We start from the raw sequence: 19,273 nt of genomic DNA on the forward strand, positions 1-19,273 counted from the left end.
CATACTAGTGATTCTGAGGAATATTAAAAGCCGCCTGAAGTCACAAAAATAATGACGTCAGGCGCGTCTACCCCTTAATACCGTGGGGAATAACAAAACCCAGGTTCCTGCAGCCTTTTTAATTAAATATCTTTATTTATCAATAAAATAATAAACAGAAATAAATACTACTTTGGTGGTAATAAGCGTTTTGCCTCGCGTTCATAAGCCCTATGCTCTTGATCGTTATCAATTCTCGCCCTCTTTCATAGCGTTACCTTCGCTGCAAATCCAGCAATGTCGATTTATCAGAGAGCCGTCAGGCTCCACACAGGAGAAACCCGATGAGTAAATTCCTGGACCGGTTTCGCTACTTCAAACAGAAGGGTGAAACCTTTGCCGATGGGCACGGCCAGCTTCTAAAAACCAACCGGGACTGGGAGGATGGATACCGTCAACGTTGGCAGCACGATAAAGTTGTGCGCTCCACCCACGGCGTCAACTGCACCGGCTCGTGCAGCTGGAAGATTTATGTCAAAAATGGTCTCGTCACCTGGGAAACCCAGCAGACCGACTATCCGCGCACCCGTCCGGATATGCCAAACCACGAGCCGCGCGGCTGCCCGCGCGGCGCCAGCTACTCCTGGTACCTCTACAGCGCCAACCGCCTTAAGTATCCGCTGATGCGCAAACGCCTGATGAAGATGTGGCGTGAAGCGAAGGCGCAGCACAGCGATCCGGTTGACGCCTGGGCCTCAATCATTGAAGACGCCGACAAAGCAAAAAGCTTTAAGCAGGCGCGCGGCCGCGGCGGCTTTGTGCGTTCCTCGTGGAAAGAGGTGAACGAGCTGATTGCCGCCTCTAACGTCTATACCGTCAAAACCTACGGCCCGGACCGCGTGGCAGGCTTCTCGCCCATTCCGGCGATGTCGATGGTCTCCTATGCCTCCGGCGCGCGCTATCTGTCGCTGATCGGCGGCACCTGCCTGAGCTTCTACGACTGGTACTGCGACCTGCCGCCTGCCTCTCCACAGACCTGGGGCGAGCAGACCGACGTGCCGGAATCGGCCGACTGGTACAACTCCAGCTACATCATCGCCTGGGGTTCCAACGTTCCGCAGACCCGTACTCCCGACGCGCACTTCTTTACCGAAGTGCGCTATAAAGGCACCAAAACCGTTGCCATCACCCCTGATTACGCCGAAATCGCCAAGCTTTGCGATCTGTGGCTGGCGCCGAAGCAGGGTACCGATGCGGCGATGGCGTTGGCGATGGGCCACGTGATGCTGCGCGAATTCCATCTCGATAAACCGAGCCAGTATTTCACCGATTACGTGCGCCGCTATACCGATATGCCGATGCTGGTGATGCTCGAAGAGCGCGACGGTTATTACGCGGCGGGGCGTATGCTGCGCGCGGCGGATCTGGTCGATGCGCTAGGTCAGGAAAAGAATCCGGAATGGAAAACCGTCGCTTTTGATGAGAAGGGCGAAATCACCGTACCCAACGGTTCTATCGGCTTCCGCTGGGGCGATAAAGGCAAATGGAACCTTGAACAGCGCGACGGTAAAACCGGCGAAGACCTTGAGCTGTGCCTGAGCCTGCTGGGTAGCCATGACGATATCGCCAACGTCGGCTTCCCGTATTTTGGCGGCGAAGGTACCGAGCACTTTAATAAAGTCGAGCTGGAAAACGTGCTGCTGCACAAACTGCCGGTCAAACGCCTGCAAAAAGCCGACGGCTCTAGCGTGCTGGTCGCCACCGTATACGATCTGACCATGGCCAACTACGGTCTGGATCGCGGTCTGGGCGATGAAAACTGCGCCAGCAGCTATGATGACGTGAAAGCGTATACCCCGGCATGGGCGGAGAAAATCACCGGCGTTTCCCGGGCGCACATTATCCGTACCGCGCGTGAGTTTGCCGATAACGCCGATAAGACCCACGGCCGTTCGATGATCATCGTCGGCGCCGGTCTGAACCACTGGTTCCACCTCGATATGAACTATCGCGGTCTTATCAATATGCTGATCTTCTGCGGCTGCGTCGGTCAGAGCGGTGGCGGCTGGGCGCACTACGTGGGCCAGGAAAAACTGCGTCCACAGACCGGCTGGCAGCCGCTGGCGTTTGCCCTCGACTGGCAGCGTCCGGCGCGTCATATGAACAGCACATCGTACTTTTATAACCACTCCAGCCAGTGGCGCTATGAAACCGTCACCGCGCAGGAGCTGCTGTCGCCGTTAGCGGATAAATCCCGCTACAGCGGCCACCTGATTGACTTCAACGTGCGCGCTGAACGTATGGGCTGGCTGCCGTCGGCGCCGCAGTTGGGCACCAACCCGCTGCGCATTGCGCAAGAGGCGAAAAAAGCGGGCATGACGCCGGTTGATTACACCGTCAAATCGCTGAAAGAGGGCTCCATTCGCTTTGCCGCTGAGCAACCGGAAAACGGTAAAAACCATCCGCGCAACCTGTTTATCTGGCGTTCTAACCTGCTGGGCTCTTCCGGTAAAGGCCACGAATACATGCTCAAGTACCTGCTGGGTACGGAAAATGGTATTCAGGGCAAAGATCTCGGCAAGCAGGGCGGCGTGAAGCCGGAAGAGGTGGAGTGGAAAGATAACGGTCTCGACGGCAAGCTGGATCTGGTGGTGACCCTCGACTTCCGTCTGTCGAGCACCTGCCTGTACTCCGACATCGTGCTGCCGACCGCCACCTGGTATGAAAAAGACGACATGAATACCTCGGATATGCATCCATTTATTCATCCGCTGTCTGCCGCCGTCGATCCCGCCTGGGAATCGAAAAGCGACTGGGATATCTACAAGGACATCGCGAAGAAATTCTCTGAAGTCTGCGTAGGGCACCTGGGCAAAGAGACCGACGTGGTCACGCTGCCCATCCAGCATGATTCCGCCGCCGAACTGGCGCAGCCGCTGGACGTTAAGGACTGGAAAAAGGGCGAATGCGATCTGATTCCGGGGAAAACCGCGCCGCATATTCTGACCGTCGAACGCGATTATCCGGCGACATACGAACGCTTTACCTCTATTGGCCCGCTGATGGAGAAAATTGGTAACGGCGGTAAAGGCATCGCCTGGAACACCCAGAGCGAGATGGATCTGCTGCGTAAGCTCAACTACACCAAAGCGGACGGTCCGGCGAAAGGTCAGCCTTGTCTCAATACGGCAATTGATGCGGCAGAGATGGTCCTGACCCTGGCGCCGGAAACCAACGGCCACGTCGCGGTGAAAGCCTGGGCGGCGCTCAGCGAGTTTACCGGTCGCGACCATACGCATCTGGCGAAGAATAAAGAGGAAGAGAAAATTCGCTTCCGCGATATTCAGGCCCAGCCGCGTAAAATTATCTCCAGCCCGACCTGGTCCGGACTCGAAGATGAGCACGTTTCCTACAACGCTGGCTACACCAACGTTCATGAGCTGATCCCGTGGCGCACGCTTTCCGGCCGCCAGCAGCTGTATCAGGATCACCAGTGGATGCGCGATTTCGGCGAAAGCCTGCTGGTCTATCGTCCGCCAATCGACACTCGTTCGGTGAAGGCGGTAATGGGCGCGAAATCCAACGGCAACCCGGAAAAAGCGCTCAACTTCCTGACGCCGCACCAGAAGTGGGGTATCCACTCCACCTACAGCGACAATCTGCTGATGCTGACGCTGTCCCGCGGCGGCCCGATTGTGTGGATGAGCGAAGCGGACGCTAAAGACCTGGGGATTGAGGATAACGACTGGATCGAAGTGTTCAACAGCAACGGCGCGCTGACCGCCCGCGCGGTCGTCAGCCAGCGCGTGCCGGCCGGGATGACCATGATGTATCACGCCCAGGAACGTATCGTAAACCTGCCGGGTTCCGAGATCACCGAGCAGCGCGGCGGGATTCATAACTCCGTGACCCGTATTACGCCGAAACCGACCCATATGATTGGCGGCTATGCGCAGCTGGCTTACGGTTTTAACTACTACGGCACGGTAGGGTCTAACCGCGATGAGTTCGTGGTGGTACGTAAGATGAAGAATATTAACTGGTTAGATGGCGAAGGTAACGACCAGGTACAGGAGAGCGTAAAATGAAAATTCGTTCACAAGTCGGCATGGTGCTGAATCTCGATAAGTGCATCGGCTGTCATACCTGCTCGGTCACCTGTAAAAACGTCTGGACCAGCCGTGAAGGTATGGAATACGCCTGGTTCAACAACGTGGAAAGCAAGCCGGGCACCGGCTTCCCGACCGACTGGGAAAACCAGGAGAAGTGGAAGGGCGGCTGGATCCGTAAGATCAACGGCAAGCTGCAGCCGCGGATGGGCAACCGCGCGATGCTGCTGGGTAAAATCTTTGCTAACCCGCATCTGCCGGGCATCGACGACTACTACGAGCCGTTTGACTACGACTACCAGAACCTGCACAACGCGCCGGAGGGCAAACATCAGCCGATCGCCCGCCCGCGCTCGCTGATCACCGGCCAACGGATGGATAAAATCACCAGCGGCCCGAACTGGGAAGAGATTCTGGGCGGCGAATTTGAAAAACGCGCCAAAGACCAGAACTTCGAAAACATGCAGAAGGCGATGTACGGCCAGTTCGAAAACACTTTTATGATGTATCTGCCGCGCCTGTGCGAGCACTGCCTGAACCCGGCGTGCGTCGCGACCTGCCCGAGCGGCGCGATCTATAAACGTGAAGAAGACGGCATCGTGCTGATCGACCAGGACAAGTGCCGCGGCTGGCGCATGTGCATCACCGGCTGTCCGTACAAGAAAATCTACTTCAACTGGAAGAGCGGGAAATCGGAGAAGTGCATCTTCTGCTACCCGCGTATCGAATCCGGGATGCCGACCGTTTGCTCGGAAACCTGCGTGGGGCGTATTCGCTACCTCGGCGTGCTGCTGTACGACGCGGACGCCATTGAAAATGCCGCCAGCGCGGAGAATGAGAAGGATCTCTATCAGCGCCAGCTGGACGTGTTCCTCAACCCGAACGACCCGAAAGTGATTGAGCAGGCGCTGAAGGACGGCGTGCCGCAGGGGGTTATCGAAGCCGCCCAGCAGTCGCCGGTGTACAAAATGGCGATGGACTGGAAGCTGGCGCTGCCGCTGCATCCGGAATATCGCACGCTGCCGATGGTCTGGTACGTGCCGCCGCTGTCGCCGATTCAGTCGGCCGCCGACGCGGGGGAACTGGGCAGCAACGGTATTCTGCCTGACGTGGAAAGCCTGCGTATTCCGGTTCAGTATCTGGCCAACCTGCTGACCGCGGGCGATACCCAGCCGGTGCTGCTGGCGCTGAAACGCATGCTGGCGATGCGCCACTTCAAGCGCGCGGAAACCGTGGACGGTGTCGTGGATACTCGGGCGCTGGAAGAGGTTGGACTTACTGAAGCCCAGGCGCAGGAGATGTATCGCTATCTGGCTATCGCTAACTACGAAGACCGTTTCGTGGTGCCGAGCAGCCACCGCGAGCAGGCCCGCGACGCCTTCCCGGAGAAAAGCGGTTGCGGTTTTACCTTCGGCGACGGCTGCCACGGTTCTGACAGCCAGTTCAATCTGTTCAACAGCCGCCGTATCGATGCTATCGACGTCACCAGCAAAACGGAGCCGCACCCATGATTGAACTCGTCATTGTGTCGCGTCTTCTCGAGTACCCTGACGCTGCCTTATGGCAGCATCAGCAGGAGCTGTTTGACGCTATCGCCGCTTCGGAAAAACTGGCGCCGGAGGATGCCCATAAGCTGAGCGTTTTCCTGCGCGACCTCACGGCCCAGGATGTACTGGACGCGCAGTCTCGCTACAGCGAACTGTTCGATCGCGGCCGCGCGACCTCGCTGCTGCTGTTTGAGCACGTGCACGGCGAATCCCGCGATCGCGGCCAGGCGATGGTCGACCTGATGGCGCAGTACGAGCGCCACGGTCTGCAGCTGGACAGCCGCGAACTGCCGGATCATCTCCCGCTGTACCTGGAGTATCTGGCGCAGTTGCCGGAAGCGGAAGCGCGCGGTGGATTGCAGGATATCGCGCCGATACTCGGCCTGCTCAGCGCTCGCCTGCAGCAGCGCGAAAGCGGCTACGCGGTGCTGTTTGAGCTGCTGCTCAAGCTGGCTAACGCGCAGGTCGATAGCCGGAAAGTGGCGGAAAAAATCGCCGATGAAGCCCGCGACGATACGCCGCAGGCGCTGGACGCCGTCTGGGAAGAAGAACAGGTGAAATTCTTTGCCGATCGGGGCTGCGATGATTCGGAGATCTCCGCTCACCAGCGTCGTTTTGCCGGAGCCGTTGCCCCGCAATATTTGAATATCTCTAACGGAGGACAGCAATAATGCACTTCCTTAATATGTTCTTCTTTGACATTTATCCGTTCATCGCCGGGACGGTGTTCCTCGTCGGCAGCTGGCTGCGCTACGACTATGGGCAGTACACCTGGCGCGCGGCCTCCAGCCAGATGCTGGACCGTAAAGGGATGAATCTGGCTTCGAACCTGTTTCATATCGGGATTCTGGGGATCTTTGCCGGCCACTTTCTCGGTATGCTGACGCCGCACTGGATGTACGAATCCTTCCTGCCGATCGACGTGAAGCAGAAGATGGCGATGATTGCGGGCGGCGCCTGCGGCGTAATGACGCTGGTGGGAGGGCTACTGCTGCTGAAACGCCGTCTGCTGAGCCCGCGCGTTCGCGCCACCACTACCGGAGCGGATATTTTGATCCTCTCCTTGCTGATGGTGCAGTGCGCCCTCGGCCTGCTGACCATTCCGTTCTCCGCTCAGCATATGGACGGTAGCGAAATGATGAAACTGGTGGGCTGGGCGCAGTCGGTGGTGACCTTCCACGGCGGCGCTTCACAGCATCTGGACGGCGTGGCGTTTATTTTCCGCGTGCACCTGGTCTTGGGGATGACATTGTTTGTGCTGTTCCCGTTCTCCCGTCTGGTGCATATCTGGAGCGCACCGGTCGAGTACCTGACGCGCAAATACCAGATTGTTCGCGCCCGTCGCTAATTCGCTGTTTTGATACCAACCCCGCATTGGCGGGGTTTTTTTTCGCCCCAGCCCAGATTGTTGCCTGCCGCGGCCAACAGGATCAGCGCGCCGCCGAACAACTGTACCAGGTTTAGCGAATGGCCAAATACCCGGTTATCGACAACGATCGCCACGACGGGATAGATAAATGACAGCGAGCCGATAATAGGGGTGGGAAGCTTCTGTATCGCGCTGTACAGCAGTTGATACATCACGCCGGTATGCACGATTCCCAGCGTGAATAGCATCACCCAAGGGAAGGGAGGCGTGAGCGACGGCATATGCGCCAGCGGTAAAAGCATCACCACGCCGGTGAGCACCTGAATAAAGGCGATATGCTGCGGCGCGAGGGATTTGAGCTTGCGGGTAATTAGCGCCGTGAGCGCGTAGAAGAAGGCCGCGGCCAGCGCCAGGCCGATACCGGCGAGCCAGTCGGCGCCACGTGCGCCGGTTAACTCGGTGGAGAGCAAAATGACCACGCCGCCAAAGGCGAGGAACAGCCACCCCCATTTTACCAGGCTGACGCGCTCACCGAAAAGCATCCCCATCAATACCAGCATAAACGGCTGGGTGTTATACACCACGGTAGAAAGACCAATAGAGATCCGTTCATAGGCTGCGAAGAGCAGCAGCCAGTTCACCACTAAAGCTATGCCGCCGAGGATAGCCAGCAGCAGCGTAATGCGGGTGAGAGGGCTAAACGGTTTTCGACTCATCCGAATAAAAATGAACAGCGCAATAGCCCCGATAAGACAGCGCCAGAACACGACTTCCGTCACCGGCAGGCCGGAAAGTAAAACAAACGCGCCAATCGATCCGGAAATTAGCATTGCCAGAATCATTTGCCAGACGCCTTTATGTAAATCACGCATCATCCACCTCCTGATTAATGACGCTATTGTCGAAAATTGTTGTCGGCTTTTACAGGGGTGATATAAGGGTGAAAGCGTAAATAGCTTTTTAAAATTAGGTGAAAATGATGGATAACCTTATTGATGATATCGACCGACAAATTTTAGCCTGTCTGGTGGAGGATGCGCGCGTATCGCTGAAGGTGCTGAGCGGCCGCATTGGCCTGACATCGCCCAGTACGGCGGAGCGTCTGAAAAGGCTTGAGGAGCGCGGGGTGATTCAGGGATATGGCGCGCGGGTGAATCTTGCGGCGTTAGGCTATACGCTGCAGGCGCTGGTGCGCGTACGGCCGTTGCCTGGGTTGTTACATAAAGTGGATAAGTATATTCAGGCGATGCCGGAGTGCATTGAAAGCGACAAAGTGACCGGCGAAGATTGCTTTGTCATCAGGCTGGTGGTGCGGTCGATAGAGCAGTTGGATACGCTGCTCGACGGCCTGGCGGAGCATGCCCAGTGCAATACCTCTATCGTGAAGAGTTCGCCGGTTAAGCGCCGGCTGCCGCCGATGTAGCCGTGCATCGCCGGGTGGCGGCTGCGCCTTACCCGGCCTACGACAAGGCAACGGCACAACGGGTGGCAACGTATTTTTCAGGGATAATTGAGCTACAGAAGAAGTGAGGGTGGGGGAAGGATTACTCGGCGCGTTGCGCCTCGCCCTTCGGGTCGTTGCCTGCGGCAACGCTTTCTCGCTTCGCTCGAATCGAACCTTAGTCGAAGCTTCTCATCCTTCCCGCATGGGATGAATATGGGGCAGTGAGCGGAGGGGGTATTCAAAACGATATGCAAGTGATGGTGGTGGGGGAAGGATTACTCGGCGCGTTGCGCCTCGCCCTTCGGGTCGTTGCCTGCGGCAACGCTTTCTCGCTTCGCTCGAATCGAACCTTAGTCGAAGCTTCTCATCCTTCCCGCATGGGATGAATATGGGGCAGTGAGCGAAGGGGGGTATTCAAAACGATATGCAAGTGATGGTGGTGGGGGAAGGATTACTCGGCGCGTTGCGCCTCGCCCTTCGGGTCGTTGCCTGCGGCAACGCTTTCTCGCTTCGCTCGAATCGAACCTTAGTCGAAGCTTCTCATCCTTCCCGCATGGGATGAATATGGGGCAATGAGCGAAGGGGGTATTCAAAACGATATGCAAGTGATGGTGGTGGGGGAAGGATTACTCGGCGCGTTGCGCCTCGCCCTTCGGGTCGTTGCCTGCGGCAACGCTTTCTCGCTTCGCTTGAATCGAACCTTAGTCGAAGCTTCTCATCCTTCCCGCATGGGATGAATATGGGGCAGTGAGCGGAGGGGGTATTCAAAACGATATGCAAGTGATGGTGGTGGGGGAAGGATTCGAACCTTCGAAGTCGATGACGGCAGATTTACAGTCTGCTCCCTTTGGCCGCTCGGGAACCCCACCAGGGGTAATTCAAATTTTGAAGTAAAGCTGAGAGATGGCGGGGGGGAAGGATTATTCGTCGCTTCGCTCCTCACCCTTCGGGCCGTTGCCTGCGGCAACGTTGTCTCGCTTTCGCTCGACTCGAACCTTGGTCGAAGATTCTCACCCTTCCCGATCAGTGCAAACATCGTTTACGTTCATCGGTATTACCACAACAACATGGTAAAGAATGGTGGTGGGGGAAGGATTCGAACCTTCGAAGTCGATGACGGCAGATTTACAGTCTGCTCCCTTTGGCCGCTCGGGAACCCCACCACGGGGTAATGCTATTTACTGGCCTGCTTCCTGCTGGAAGCGGGGCGCATCATATCAAATGACGCGCCACTGTAAAGTATTCCTTTGATAAAAATAAACTGGTTGCCTGATTTTTATGCGTAAAGACGCAAAGCTAACCAGCTAATTTCATTATCGATTAAAGAATAATCGTCCGGTTACCGTAAACAAATACCCGCTGAGCAAGAACCTGATACAGCGCGCGACTCAGAACGTTTTTCTCGACGTCGCGTCCTGCGCGCATCATATCTTCCGCGGTGTAGGTATGATCGACGTGAATGACATCCTGCATAATGATTGGACCTTCATCCAGATTATCGTTCACGTAGTGCGCGGTGGCGCCAATGATCTTCACCCCGCGGTCATAGGCCTGGTGATACGGACGCGCGCCGATAAAAGCAGGCAGGAATGAGTGGTGGATATTAATGATTTTATTCGGGAAACGAGAGACAAACTCGGGGGTCAATACCCGCATGTATTTCGCCAGCACGACGTAATCCGGCTCAAGGGCGGCGATAGCATCTCCCATCTGTTTATCATGCTCTTCGCGAGTTAATCCCTCATGGCTCACCAGCTGGAAAGGGATATCAAAACGTTCTACAAGCGAGCGCAGCGTTTCGTGATTGCCGATAACCGCGGCGATTTCTACATCCAGGCCGCCATAGTTGGCTTTCATCAGCAGATCGCCGAGGCAGTGCGCTTCTTTGGTGACCAGAATGACGACCCGGCGGCGTCCTGCCGGGTTGAGCTCACGAATTGAACCTTCCGGCAGCGCGCTGTCGAGATCAGCCAGTAGAATAGAATCATTGAAAATACCCTCGAGCTCGGTTCGCATAAAGAAGCGGCCGGTTCGGTGGTCAACAAACTCATTATTCTGCACGATATTCAGTTCGTGCTTATAGCAGATATTAGTGATACGCGCGATGAGGCCTTTCTGATCAGGGCAAATAGTGCGTAGTACTTTACGTTGTTGTGAATGCATCGCGGGGAAAATCCTGTAGTGTTTGCTATTTCTGCTGCTGGCTTACCGATCGCAGCATTTTTTAAATTTTTTACCTGAACCGCAGGGGCAGGGATCGTTACGACCGATTAGCGGTCGCGTGCCGTCAATATAATACCACTGTCCGTTTTCTTTTAAGAATCGGGATCGTTCAATAATGGCCCCGGAACGGTTATCGTCAGCGTAACGAGCGATAAAGCTGACGAAGCCTTCATCGGGGTTCTTGCCTTTATCGGCGGCAAAGACGGTGAGACCATGCCACTGCGTGCGGGTAAAACCGTTCTCAAGGTCAGCGCGAAACTGCTGCGCCTGGCAGGAGGGATGCCAGGTTTTAATCAGATAGTCGGCGTCTTTCATAACAAACGCGCTATAGCGGGAGCGCATCAGCTGTGACGGATCGGGCGCCAGCTGCGCGCCAGCCAGATAACGCTGACAACATGAGCTATACTCCAGAGCGCTGCCACAGGGGCATAATGGCGACAAAACGGCCTCCATGGGAAAAAGAGAGACGACGCTACGCCGCCAAAACGCATTATGTTAACTGAGGTATGGCGATGATGCCATGCCCGGAGTGGAAGGATATGTTTCGGCACTAATGAGAAAGCTTAAAATTGGACTGGCGCTAGGGGCTGGCGCCGCTCGCGGATGGTCTCATATCGGCGTGATTAATGCATTACAGCGGGCGGGTATCGATGTTGATGTTATCGCTGGGTGCTCCATTGGCTCACTGGTAGGGGCGGCGTACGCCTGCAACCGGCTTCCGGCGCTGGAGAAATGGGTATGCTCTTTCAGCAACTGGGACGTCCTGAAATTAATGGATCTCTCGTGGCAGCGGGGCGGCCTGTTGCGGGGTGAGCGCGTATTTAGCCAATACCGTAAGCTGATGCCCGTCAGCGAGATTGAGCGCTGCGAGCGCCGGTTTGCGGCGGTCACCACGAATTTAAGCACCGGTCGTGAACTGTGGTTTACGGAAGGGGATCTGCATCTGGCGATCCGCGCGTCCTGCAGTATGCCCGGCCTGATGGCGCCGGTGATGCATAATGGCTACTGGCTGGTGGATGGCGCGGTGGTCAATCCTGTGCCAGTATCGCTGGCCCGCGCAATGGGCGCAGATATCGTCATTGCCGTTGATTTGCAGCACGATGCGCATCTGATGCAGCAGGATTTGCTATCCATGGAGGTACCACGTCCGGAGAGCGAAGAAGATTTCTCGTGGCATTCACGGTTGCGCTCTCGCCTGGCGCGTATGACTTCACGACGGGTGACGAGAGCGCCAACGGCGATGGAAATTATGTCGACGTCTATTCAGGTTCTGGAGAATCGCCTCAAGCGAAACCGCATGGCGGGCGACCCGCCTGATATTCTGATTCAGCCCTTTTGCCCGCAAATCTCCACGCTTGATTTCCATCGGGCTGGCGAAGCTATCGCCGCCGGGCATCTGGCAGTGGAAAAGAGAATGGATGAACTATTACCTTTAGTGCGAACCTCCGTGTAGCACATTTGATGCATACTTAAGTAAATTCTGACAGGCGGTAGCGTGAATATCATGCCACTATTATATTATCGTCAGTCAGGGGAGAGATCATGACGCAGCCATTGGCGGGAAAACAGATTCTGATAGTTGAAGACGAACCCGTTTTCCGCTCTCTTATGCACGCCTGGTTGGCTTCACTTGGCGCGACCATCGTCCAGGCTGAAGATGGTTTGGATGCACTGCAAAAAATGGCCGAGTCAAAACCCGATTTGATGATTTGCGATATCTCAATGCCGCGAATGAACGGTCTGCAGCTGGTAGAACATGTGCGTAACCAGGGCGAGCAGTTGCCGATTCTGATGATTTCAGCGACGGAAAACATGGCGGACATCGCCAAAGCGTTGCGTCTGGGCGTTCAGGATATTCTGCTAAAACCGGTAAAAGATTTCGATCGCCTGCGAGAAACCGTTTATGCCTGCCTCTATCCCAATATGTTTAATTCACGTGTTGAAGAAGAAGAGCGCCTGTTTGAGGACTGGGATGCGCTGGTTAGCGATCCTACCGCGGCGTCAAGGCTGCTTCAGGAGCTCCAGCCGCCGGTGCAACAGGAGATGTCGCGTTGCCGGATTCACTATCGGCAGCTTGTCTCCGTCGATAAGCCTGGATTAGTACTCGATATTGCGCCGCTATCAGAAAACGATCTGGCGTTTTATTGTCTGGATGTCACACGAGCAGGCGATAATGGGGTCCTGGCGGCCTTATTGCTGCGCGCGCTGTTCAATGGGTTGCTGCAGGAGCAGCTTGCCCATCAGGGGCAGCGTTTGCCGGAGATGGGCAGCCTGCTAAAACAGGTTAACCAATTGCTGCGGCAAGCTAATCTGCCGGGGCAGTTTCCATTATTGGTAGGGTATTACCACAGTGGCTTGAAAAATTTAATTTTAGTCTCTGCGGGTTTGAATGGCACGCTGAATACGGGAGAGCACCAAATTCAGATTAGTAATGGCGTTCCGTTGGGAACATTAGGTAATGCATATCTCAACCAAATTAGTCAACGCTGCGCATCATGGCAGTGCCAAATTTGGGGGGCTGGTGGACGTTTACGCCTGATGTTGACTACGGAGTGAACAATTGTACTTATTTTTAGGCTCGCGGGATTACCACGCGATCTTTTGTGGTGGTACTATCGCCGGGTTTAATGCGTAAAATTCCTAATTCGAAGATATCTAATCCTTTTCGGAACAGGTTTGACTGAGCAGGCTGATATACTCGATACCATATTATTAACGAGAAGTTTAAAAAACGAACAGTCCAGGAGATTTCAATGGCTGCGCTTAATTCAAAAGTAAGAAAAGCTGTCATCCCGGTTGCGGGATTAGGCACCAGGATGTTGCCCGCTACTAAGGCTATTCCGAAAGAAATGCTGCCGCTGGTAGATAAGCCATTAATTCAATATGTTGTTAACGAATGTATTGCCGCCGGGATTACTGAAATTGTTCTGGTTACGCACTCTTCGAAAAACTCTATCGAAAACCATTTTGATACCAGTTTTGAACTGGAAGCGATGCTGGAAAAACGTGTAAAACGCCAGCTGCTGGAGGAAGTACAATCTATTTGTCCGCCGCACGTGACTATTATGCAGGTCCGTCAGGGGCTGGCTAAAGGTTTGGGGCACGCTGTGCTTTGCGCGCACCCGGTTGTGGGCGATGAGCCGGTTGCGGTTATTTTACCGGACGTTATTCTTGATGAATATGAATCCGATCTGTCTCGCGACAACCTGGCCGAAATGATGGCTCGTTTTGATGAGACCGGCGCAAGCCAGATCATGGTTGAACCGGTTGCTGACGTTACCGCATACGGCGTTGTCGATTGCAAGGGCCTGGCTCTGCAGCCGGGTGAGAGCGTGCCGATGGTTGGTGTCGTCGAGAAACCGAAAGCGGACGTGGCGCCATCTAATCTGGCGGTTGTCGGTCGCTACGTGCTGAGCGCGGATATTTGGCCGCTTTTGGCAAAAACGCCTCCGGGAGCCGGGGATGAGATTCAGCTGACCGATGCCATCGATATGCTTATCGAAAAAGAAACGGTAGAAGCCTATCATATGAAAGGCAAGAGCCACGACTGCGGTAATAAACTTGGCTATATGCAGGCTTTTGTTGAATATGGCGTACGCCACAAGTCGCTGGGCGAAGAATTTAAAGCCTGGCTGGAAAAAGCCGTAGCGAAGTAATCGTTCGCGACAGAATGCGAAACCGGGAGCGAGATTCGTTTCCCGGTTTTTTTATGCCCGACCGGGACCGATCTCGAATAACGGATAAAAAAAATCCCGCCGAAGCGGGATTTTTAAACGGATACGATAGCTTATTACAGCAGGAAATCGTCCAGAGATTTACCTTGCTCGTCCATCGCTTTCTTGATCACTGCCGGAGTACGGCCCTGACCAGTCCAGGTTTTAGTTTCGCCATTCTCGTCAACGTAGCTGTATTTAGCCGGACGTGCAGCGCGCTTGGTTTTCGTTCCTGCTTTAACTGCAGCCATGGTGCTCAGCAGTTCATTAGGATCAATACCGTCTGCAATCAGCATTTCACGGTATTGCTGCAGTTTACGAGTGCGTTCTTCAATTTCCGCAGCCGCAGCGCTTTCTTCTTCACGACGTTCGTTAACGACAACTTCTAATTTTTCCAGCATTTCTTCGAGCGTTTCAAGGGTGCATTCTCTTGCCTGCGCACGAAGAGTACGGATGTTGTTCAAAATTTTAAGTGCTTCGCTCATTGTAGTAATCTCAAACTTATATTGTGGGGTGGTTTGTTGGACTAATAATAGAGCGATAAATTCAGATGTGCAATAGGGGAGAATGTAAGGAAGTCAAAATAACTTGTTATTTGTCTCGGGAATTAATTCATTTAACTTAAATTTTATGTGCGGGTTCACATCTTTTTTGCTTATAGGGTGGCGGAAGGCATTAGCTAAAACCCTGAGATAGTATGATTTTTCCTATGCGCGGTGGGAAAAATTATACTGTGTGTGGATAAATATCTTTGTGGGTATTAGCGCAGCAGCGGCGATGATGTTTAATATAAAACACTTGTCCACAGCGGTTATAGCTATCAGAAAATGCCCGATAAGCACAAAAGGGCAATAGTGACGTCAGCGTGGCCGCTTGGGTCGTACGAATAACAGGCATTTCCATTCAATTAAAAGGCTTAATCTTTCGGGTATCCACACACTGAACATGGCCGGCAATACCCACACGGCGAGGGCTGATAGTGTGTGAATATATGATACAATTTTACGGCGAAAAAACACATTGATTGGGGTTACGCGGCCGATGGCACAACTTTATTTCTACTATTCAGCAATGAATGCAGGCAAGTCTACCGCTCTGTTGCAGTCTTCATACAATTACCAGGAGCGAGGGATGCGCACGCTGGTTTATACCGCGGAGATTGATGACCGCTTTGGGTCGGGGAAAGTGAGTTCAAGGATTGGCCTCTCATCGCCAGCGCGGTTGTATAATACCCAGACGGCGTTATTTGCAGACATTGCGGCCGAACATGAGCGTCAGCCGATTCACTGCGTATTAGTTGATGAGAGCCAGTTCCTGACCCGTGAGCAGGTACGTGACCTGTCTGAGGTGGTGGACCAGCTCGATATTCCGGTGTTGTGTTATGGGTTGCGAACAGATTTTCGCGGCGAACTTTTTACGGGCAGCCAATATTTGTTGGCGTGGTCCGATAAGCTGGTTGAATTAAAAACTATCTGTTTCTGCGGCCGTAAGGCGAGTATGGTTTTGCGCCTCGATCAGGAAGGGCGGCCGTACAATGAAGGGGAACAGGTCGTGATTGGCGGTAATGAACGTTATGTCTCGGTATGCCGTAAGCATTATAAAGCGGCGCTAAGCGAAGGTTCTCTGACCGCTGTACAGAACAAGCAGCACATTTGCTAATTCTCCCCGCTAAACCCTCTCAGGCGCTTTTACAGCGCCTTTCTTCCATCACTAAGCTTAGCGCCTTGATTATACGTTTCGGTTGTCTGAGGCGATTTGGCGGCTGCTGCAAGACGGATAAAAAAAGCCCCATCAAAAGATGGGGCTTTGCGACACTGATTTTACAGCTGTTGGATTAAGCGGATTTTTTCGCTTTCTTCTCAGCTTTAGCCGGCGCGGCTTCTTTTTTCTCTTCCACGCCGCCCTCTACGTAGTTACGTCCGTAGAAGGTATCCAGCAGAATCTGTTTCAGCTCGGCGATCAGCGGGTAGCGCGGGTTAGCGCCGGTGCACTGGTCGTCAAAAGCGTCTTCAGACAGCTTATCAACGTGGGCCAGGAAGTCAGCTTCCTGTACGCCAGCTTCGCGGATAGACTTAGGAATACCCAGTTCAGCTTTAATTTCGTCCAACCAACCAAGCAGTTTTTCGATTTTCGCTGCGGTACGGTCGCCCGGAGCAGTCAGACCCAGATGGTCAGCGATTTCAGCGTAGCGACGACGAGCCTGCGGACGGTCGTACTGGCTGAAAGCCGTCTGTTTGGTCGGGTTGTCGTTAGCGTTATAACGAATTACGTTGCTGATCAACAGGGCGTTCGCCAGACCATGAGGAATGTGGAACTGAGAGCCCAGTTTGTGCGCCATTGAGTGACATACGCCCAGGAAGGCGTTCGCAAACGCAATACCGGCGATGGTCGCAGCACTGTGAACACGCTCACGCGCTACCGGGTTTTTAGACCCTTCATGGTAGGATGCCGGCAGGTTTTCTTTCAGCAGCTTAAGCGCCTGCAGAGCCTGGCCGTCAGAGAACTCGGAAGCCAGTACGGAAACGTAAGCTTCCAGGGCATGCGTCACCGCATCCAGACCACCGAAAGCACACAGTGACTTCGGCATTTCCATAACCAGGTTGGCGTCAACAATCGCCATGTCCGGAGTCAGCGCGTAGTCTGCCAGCGGGTATTTCTGACCGGTTGTGTCATCGGTAACCACGGCGAACGGCGTAACTTCAGAACCGGTGCCGGAAGTCGTAGTGATCGCTACCATCTTCGCTTTGACGCCCATTTTCGGGAACTTGTAGATACGTTTACGGATATCCATAAAGCGCAGCGCCAGTTCTTCGAAGTGGGTTTCCGGATGTTCATACATGACCCACATAATTTTCGCCGCATCCATCGGGGAGCCGCCGCCCAGCGCGATAATCACGTCTGGTTTGAAGGAGTTGGCCAGCTCAGCGCCTTTACGTACGATGGTCAGGGTCGGGTCAGCTTCAACTTCAAAGAAAACTTCAGTTTCTACGCCAGCGGCTTTCAGCACAGAAGTGATCTGGTCCGCATAGCCGTTGTTGAACAGGAAGCGGTCGGTCACGATCAGCGCGCGTTTGTGACCATCAGTAATCACTTCATCCAGCGCGATTGGCAGTGAGCCACGACGGAAGTAGATAGATTTCGGAAGTTTGTGCCACAACATGTTTTCAGCTCGCTTAGCAACGGTTTTCTTGTTGATCAGGTGCTTAGGACCAACGTTTTCCGAGATGGAGTTACCACCCCATGAACCACAACCCAGAGTCAGGGAAGGTGCGAGTTTGAAGTTATACAGGTCACCGATACCACCCTGAGAAGCCGGGGTGTTGATCAGAATACGCGCGGTTTTCATCAACTGGCCGAAGTAAGCAACGCGTTCTGGCTGGTTGTCCTGGTCGGTATACAGGCAGGAGGTGTGGCCGATGCCGCCCATTGCCACCAGTTTTTCAGCTTTATCAACTGCGTCTTCGAAATTCTTCGCACGATACATCGCCAGCGTCGGAGACAGTTTTTCGTGGGCAAACGGTTCGCTTTCATCAACGTCGGTGACTTCACCAATCAGAATTTTGGTGGAAACAGGGACGGTGAAGCCAGCCAGCTCAGCGATTTTATAGGCTGGTTGACCAACGATCGCGGCGTTCAGCGCGCCGTTTTTCAGGATGATGTTCTGCACAGCCTTCAGTTCCTGGCCCTGCAGCAGGTAGCCGCCGTGGCTGGAGAAACGTTCGCGAACGGCATCGTATACGGAATCAACAACCACAACAGACTGCTCTGAAGCACAAATCACGCCGTTATCGAAGGTTTTTGACATCAGTACGGAAGCGACAGCACGCTTGATATCAGCCGTTTCGTCGATGACAACCGGGGTGTTACCCGCGCCAACGCCGATGGCAGGTTTACCGGAGCTGTACGCCGCTTTAACCATGCCTGGACCGCCGGTCGCGAGGATCAGGTTGATATCCGGGTGGTGCATCAGCGCGTTCGACAGTTCAACGGAAGGCTGATCAATCCAACCAATCAGATCTTTCGGCGCGCCGGCAGCGATCGCAGCCTGCAGGACGATGTCAGCTGCTTTGTTGGTTGCATCTTTAGCACGCGGATGCGGAGAGAAGATGATGGCGTTACGCGTCTTCAGGCTGATCAGAGATTTAAAGATCGCGGTTGAAGTCGGGTTAGTGGTTGGAACGATGCCGCAGATAATACCAATCGGTTCAGCGATGGTGATAGTACCGAAGGTGTCATCTTCAGACAGGACACCGCAGGTCTTTTCATCTTTATAGGCGTTATAGATGTATTCAGAAGCAAAGTGGTTTTTGATCACTTTATCTTCGACGATACCCATGCCGGATTCGGCAACGGCCATCTTAGCGAGAGGGATTCGAGCATCAGCAGCGGCCAGAGCGGCGGCGCGGAAGATTTTGTCGACTTGTTCTTGAGTGAAACTGGCATATTCACGCTGGGCTTTTTTTACGCGCTCTACGAGTGCGTTAAGTTCAGCGACATTAGTAACAGCCATAATGCTCTCCTGATAATGTTAAACTTTTTTAGTCAATCAGTAGCTCGATTCGACAGTATAGACATTGTGTTAACGGCTTGCATGTAAATGTTAACGTAAAGAATTTTGTGCTTCTGACTTCACCGATTGACTAAAAAAGCTTTGCTCTATTCGTTCAGGTACCGCTGTTTTGCCTCCTCGCTGGGTGTAAATAAGGTTACTCACTTCTGGGTACAATTTATGTGATCTAAATCAATAATCAGCCAAGCTGATACCTTTCAGCAGGTCGTTTTTTGACCTGTTTGATCAAGTGTAATGATTAGGTATGCTAATTAAAGGATTAAATAGCATTGCGGAAACAAATAAGTAACATCCGAGCGTAATTATGAGCTTATGCGTC

The 19,273-nt window shown here is 53.8% G+C and carries 14 protein-coding genes, 2 tRNA genes and 5 other RNA genes; 9 read left to right on the forward strand and 12 right to left on the reverse strand.

Annotated elements, in window-relative coordinates; all coding sequences use genetic code 11:
• The first annotated feature begins 323 nt into the window (after positions 1 to 323).
• From EGY08_RS27230 to narI, 4 genes are read left to right on the forward strand one after another with little or no spacing between them, the layout of a single operon-like run.
• On the forward strand, positions 324 to 4,067 hold the full coding sequence (locus EGY08_RS27230) for a nitrate reductase subunit alpha (protein ID WP_004121749.1): 3,744 nt from the start codon (positions 324 to 326) through the stop codon (positions 4,065 to 4,067).
• Positions 4,064 to 5,599 (forward strand): nitrate reductase subunit beta, encoded by a 1,536-nt coding sequence (gene narH / locus EGY08_RS27235; protein ID WP_112166095.1) that lies wholly within the window; start codon positions 4,064 to 4,066, stop codon positions 5,597 to 5,599. Before EGY08_RS27230 ends, narH begins: the two co-directional genes overlap by 4 nt.
• Complete coding sequence (narJ, locus tag EGY08_RS27240) at positions 5,596 to 6,306, forward strand: nitrate reductase molybdenum cofactor assembly chaperone (RefSeq protein ID WP_123829207.1); 711 nt, start codon at positions 5,596 to 5,598, stop codon at positions 6,304 to 6,306. Before narH ends, narJ begins: the two co-directional genes overlap by 4 nt.
• Positions 6,306 to 6,983 carry a respiratory nitrate reductase subunit gamma gene (gene narI, locus EGY08_RS27245; protein ID WP_123829208.1) on the forward strand — a complete coding sequence of 226 codons (678 nt, stop codon included), beginning with the start codon at positions 6,306 to 6,308 and terminating at the stop codon, positions 6,981 to 6,983. Before narJ ends, narI begins: the two co-directional genes overlap by 1 nt.
• Here the strand turns inward: narI and EGY08_RS27250 are convergent.
• Positions 6,980 to 7,876: a DMT family transporter gene (locus EGY08_RS27250; RefSeq protein WP_087828933.1), complete on the reverse strand. Its 897-nt coding sequence runs from the start codon at positions 7,874 to 7,876 to the stop codon at positions 6,980 to 6,982. The genes narI and EGY08_RS27250 overlap by 4 nt on opposite strands.
• 107 nt (positions 7,877 to 7,983) lie before the next feature.
• Between EGY08_RS27250 and EGY08_RS27255 the strand changes: the two genes are divergently transcribed.
• The gene (locus EGY08_RS27255; RefSeq protein WP_032721858.1) at positions 7,984 to 8,427 is read left to right on the forward strand and encodes an Lrp/AsnC family transcriptional regulator; all 444 of its coding nucleotides are present in this window, start codon (positions 7,984 to 7,986) and stop codon (positions 8,425 to 8,427) included.
• 104 nt (positions 8,428 to 8,531) lie between these two features.
• On the opposite strand, the gene EGY08_RS27260 is transcribed toward EGY08_RS27255, so the two are convergent.
• The 9 genes from EGY08_RS27260 to EGY08_RS27300 all read right to left on the reverse strand — a co-directional run bounded on the left by EGY08_RS27260 (position 8,532) and on the right by EGY08_RS27300 (position 11,112).
• A non-coding RNA gene (locus EGY08_RS27260) (RtT sRNA) lies at positions 8,532 to 8,662 on the reverse strand.
• Between the two features lie 44 nt (positions 8,663 to 8,706).
• Positions 8,707 to 8,837, reverse strand: a non-coding RNA gene (locus EGY08_RS27265) — RtT sRNA.
• 45 nt (positions 8,838 to 8,882) lie between these two features.
• Positions 8,883 to 9,013, reverse strand: a non-coding RNA gene (locus tag EGY08_RS27270) — RtT sRNA.
• 44 nt (positions 9,014 to 9,057) lie between these two features.
• Positions 9,058 to 9,188, reverse strand: a non-coding RNA gene (locus tag EGY08_RS27275) — RtT sRNA.
• Positions 9,189 to 9,232: 44 nt separating this feature from the next.
• Positions 9,233 to 9,317, reverse strand: a tRNA-Tyr gene (locus tag EGY08_RS27280).
• A gap of 34 nt (positions 9,318 to 9,351) precedes the next feature.
• Positions 9,352 to 9,483, reverse strand: a non-coding RNA gene (locus tag EGY08_RS27285) — RtT sRNA.
• A 43-nt stretch (positions 9,484 to 9,526) separates the two neighbouring features.
• Positions 9,527 to 9,611 (reverse strand) — tRNA-Tyr (locus EGY08_RS27290).
• Between the two features lie 157 nt (positions 9,612 to 9,768).
• Positions 9,769 to 10,611 carry a formyltetrahydrofolate deformylase gene (gene purU / locus EGY08_RS27295; protein WP_004121732.1) on the reverse strand — a complete coding sequence of 281 codons (843 nt, stop codon included), beginning with the start codon at positions 10,609 to 10,611 and terminating at the stop codon, positions 9,769 to 9,771.
• 42 nt (positions 10,612 to 10,653) lie between these two features.
• Entirely contained in the window at positions 10,654 to 11,112 is a 459-nt protein-coding gene (locus EGY08_RS27300; protein ID WP_004121730.1) for a YchJ family protein, read from the reverse strand.
• Positions 11,113 to 11,224: 112 nt separating this feature from the next.
• Between EGY08_RS27300 and rssA the strand changes: the two genes are divergently transcribed.
• The 3 genes from rssA to galU all read left to right on the forward strand — a co-directional run bounded on the left by rssA (position 11,225) and on the right by galU (position 14,327).
• Positions 11,225 to 12,124, forward strand: coding sequence for a patatin-like phospholipase RssA (gene rssA, locus EGY08_RS27305; protein ID WP_004121728.1), 900 nt, complete (start codon positions 11,225 to 11,227; stop codon positions 12,122 to 12,124).
• A gap of 89 nt (positions 12,125 to 12,213) precedes the next feature.
• On the forward strand, positions 12,214 to 13,227 hold the full coding sequence (gene rssB / locus EGY08_RS27310) for a two-component system response regulator RssB (RefSeq protein WP_004121725.1): 1,014 nt from the start codon (positions 12,214 to 12,216) through the stop codon (positions 13,225 to 13,227).
• Positions 13,228 to 13,424: 197 nt separating this feature from the next.
• Positions 13,425 to 14,327, forward strand: coding sequence for a UTP--glucose-1-phosphate uridylyltransferase GalU (gene galU / locus EGY08_RS27315; RefSeq protein ID WP_004121722.1), 903 nt, complete (start codon positions 13,425 to 13,427; stop codon positions 14,325 to 14,327).
• A 134-nt stretch (positions 14,328 to 14,461) separates the two neighbouring features.
• On the opposite strand, the gene hns is transcribed toward galU, so the two are convergent.
• Positions 14,462 to 14,869 (reverse strand): histone-like nucleoid-structuring protein H-NS, encoded by a 408-nt coding sequence (gene hns, locus EGY08_RS27320; RefSeq protein ID WP_004121719.1) that lies wholly within the window; start codon positions 14,867 to 14,869, stop codon positions 14,462 to 14,464.
• A 556-nt stretch (positions 14,870 to 15,425) separates the two neighbouring features.
• On the opposite strand from hns, the gene tdk reads away from it, so the two are divergent.
• Positions 15,426 to 16,043, forward strand: coding sequence for a thymidine kinase (gene tdk, locus EGY08_RS27330; RefSeq protein WP_123829209.1), 618 nt, complete (start codon positions 15,426 to 15,428; stop codon positions 16,041 to 16,043).
• A 175-nt stretch (positions 16,044 to 16,218) separates the two neighbouring features.
• On the opposite strand, the gene adhE is transcribed toward tdk, so the two are convergent.
• Positions 16,219 to 18,894: a bifunctional acetaldehyde-CoA/alcohol dehydrogenase gene (adhE, locus tag EGY08_RS27335; protein ID WP_004121712.1), complete on the reverse strand. Its 2,676-nt coding sequence runs from the start codon at positions 18,892 to 18,894 to the stop codon at positions 16,219 to 16,221.
• Positions 18,895 to 19,273 lie beyond the last annotated feature (379 nt).

The organism is Klebsiella sp. FDAARGOS_511, assembly GCF_003812845.1.
In the GTDB taxonomy this organism is placed as follows: domain Bacteria; phylum Pseudomonadota; class Gammaproteobacteria; order Enterobacterales; family Enterobacteriaceae; genus Klebsiella; species Klebsiella grimontii.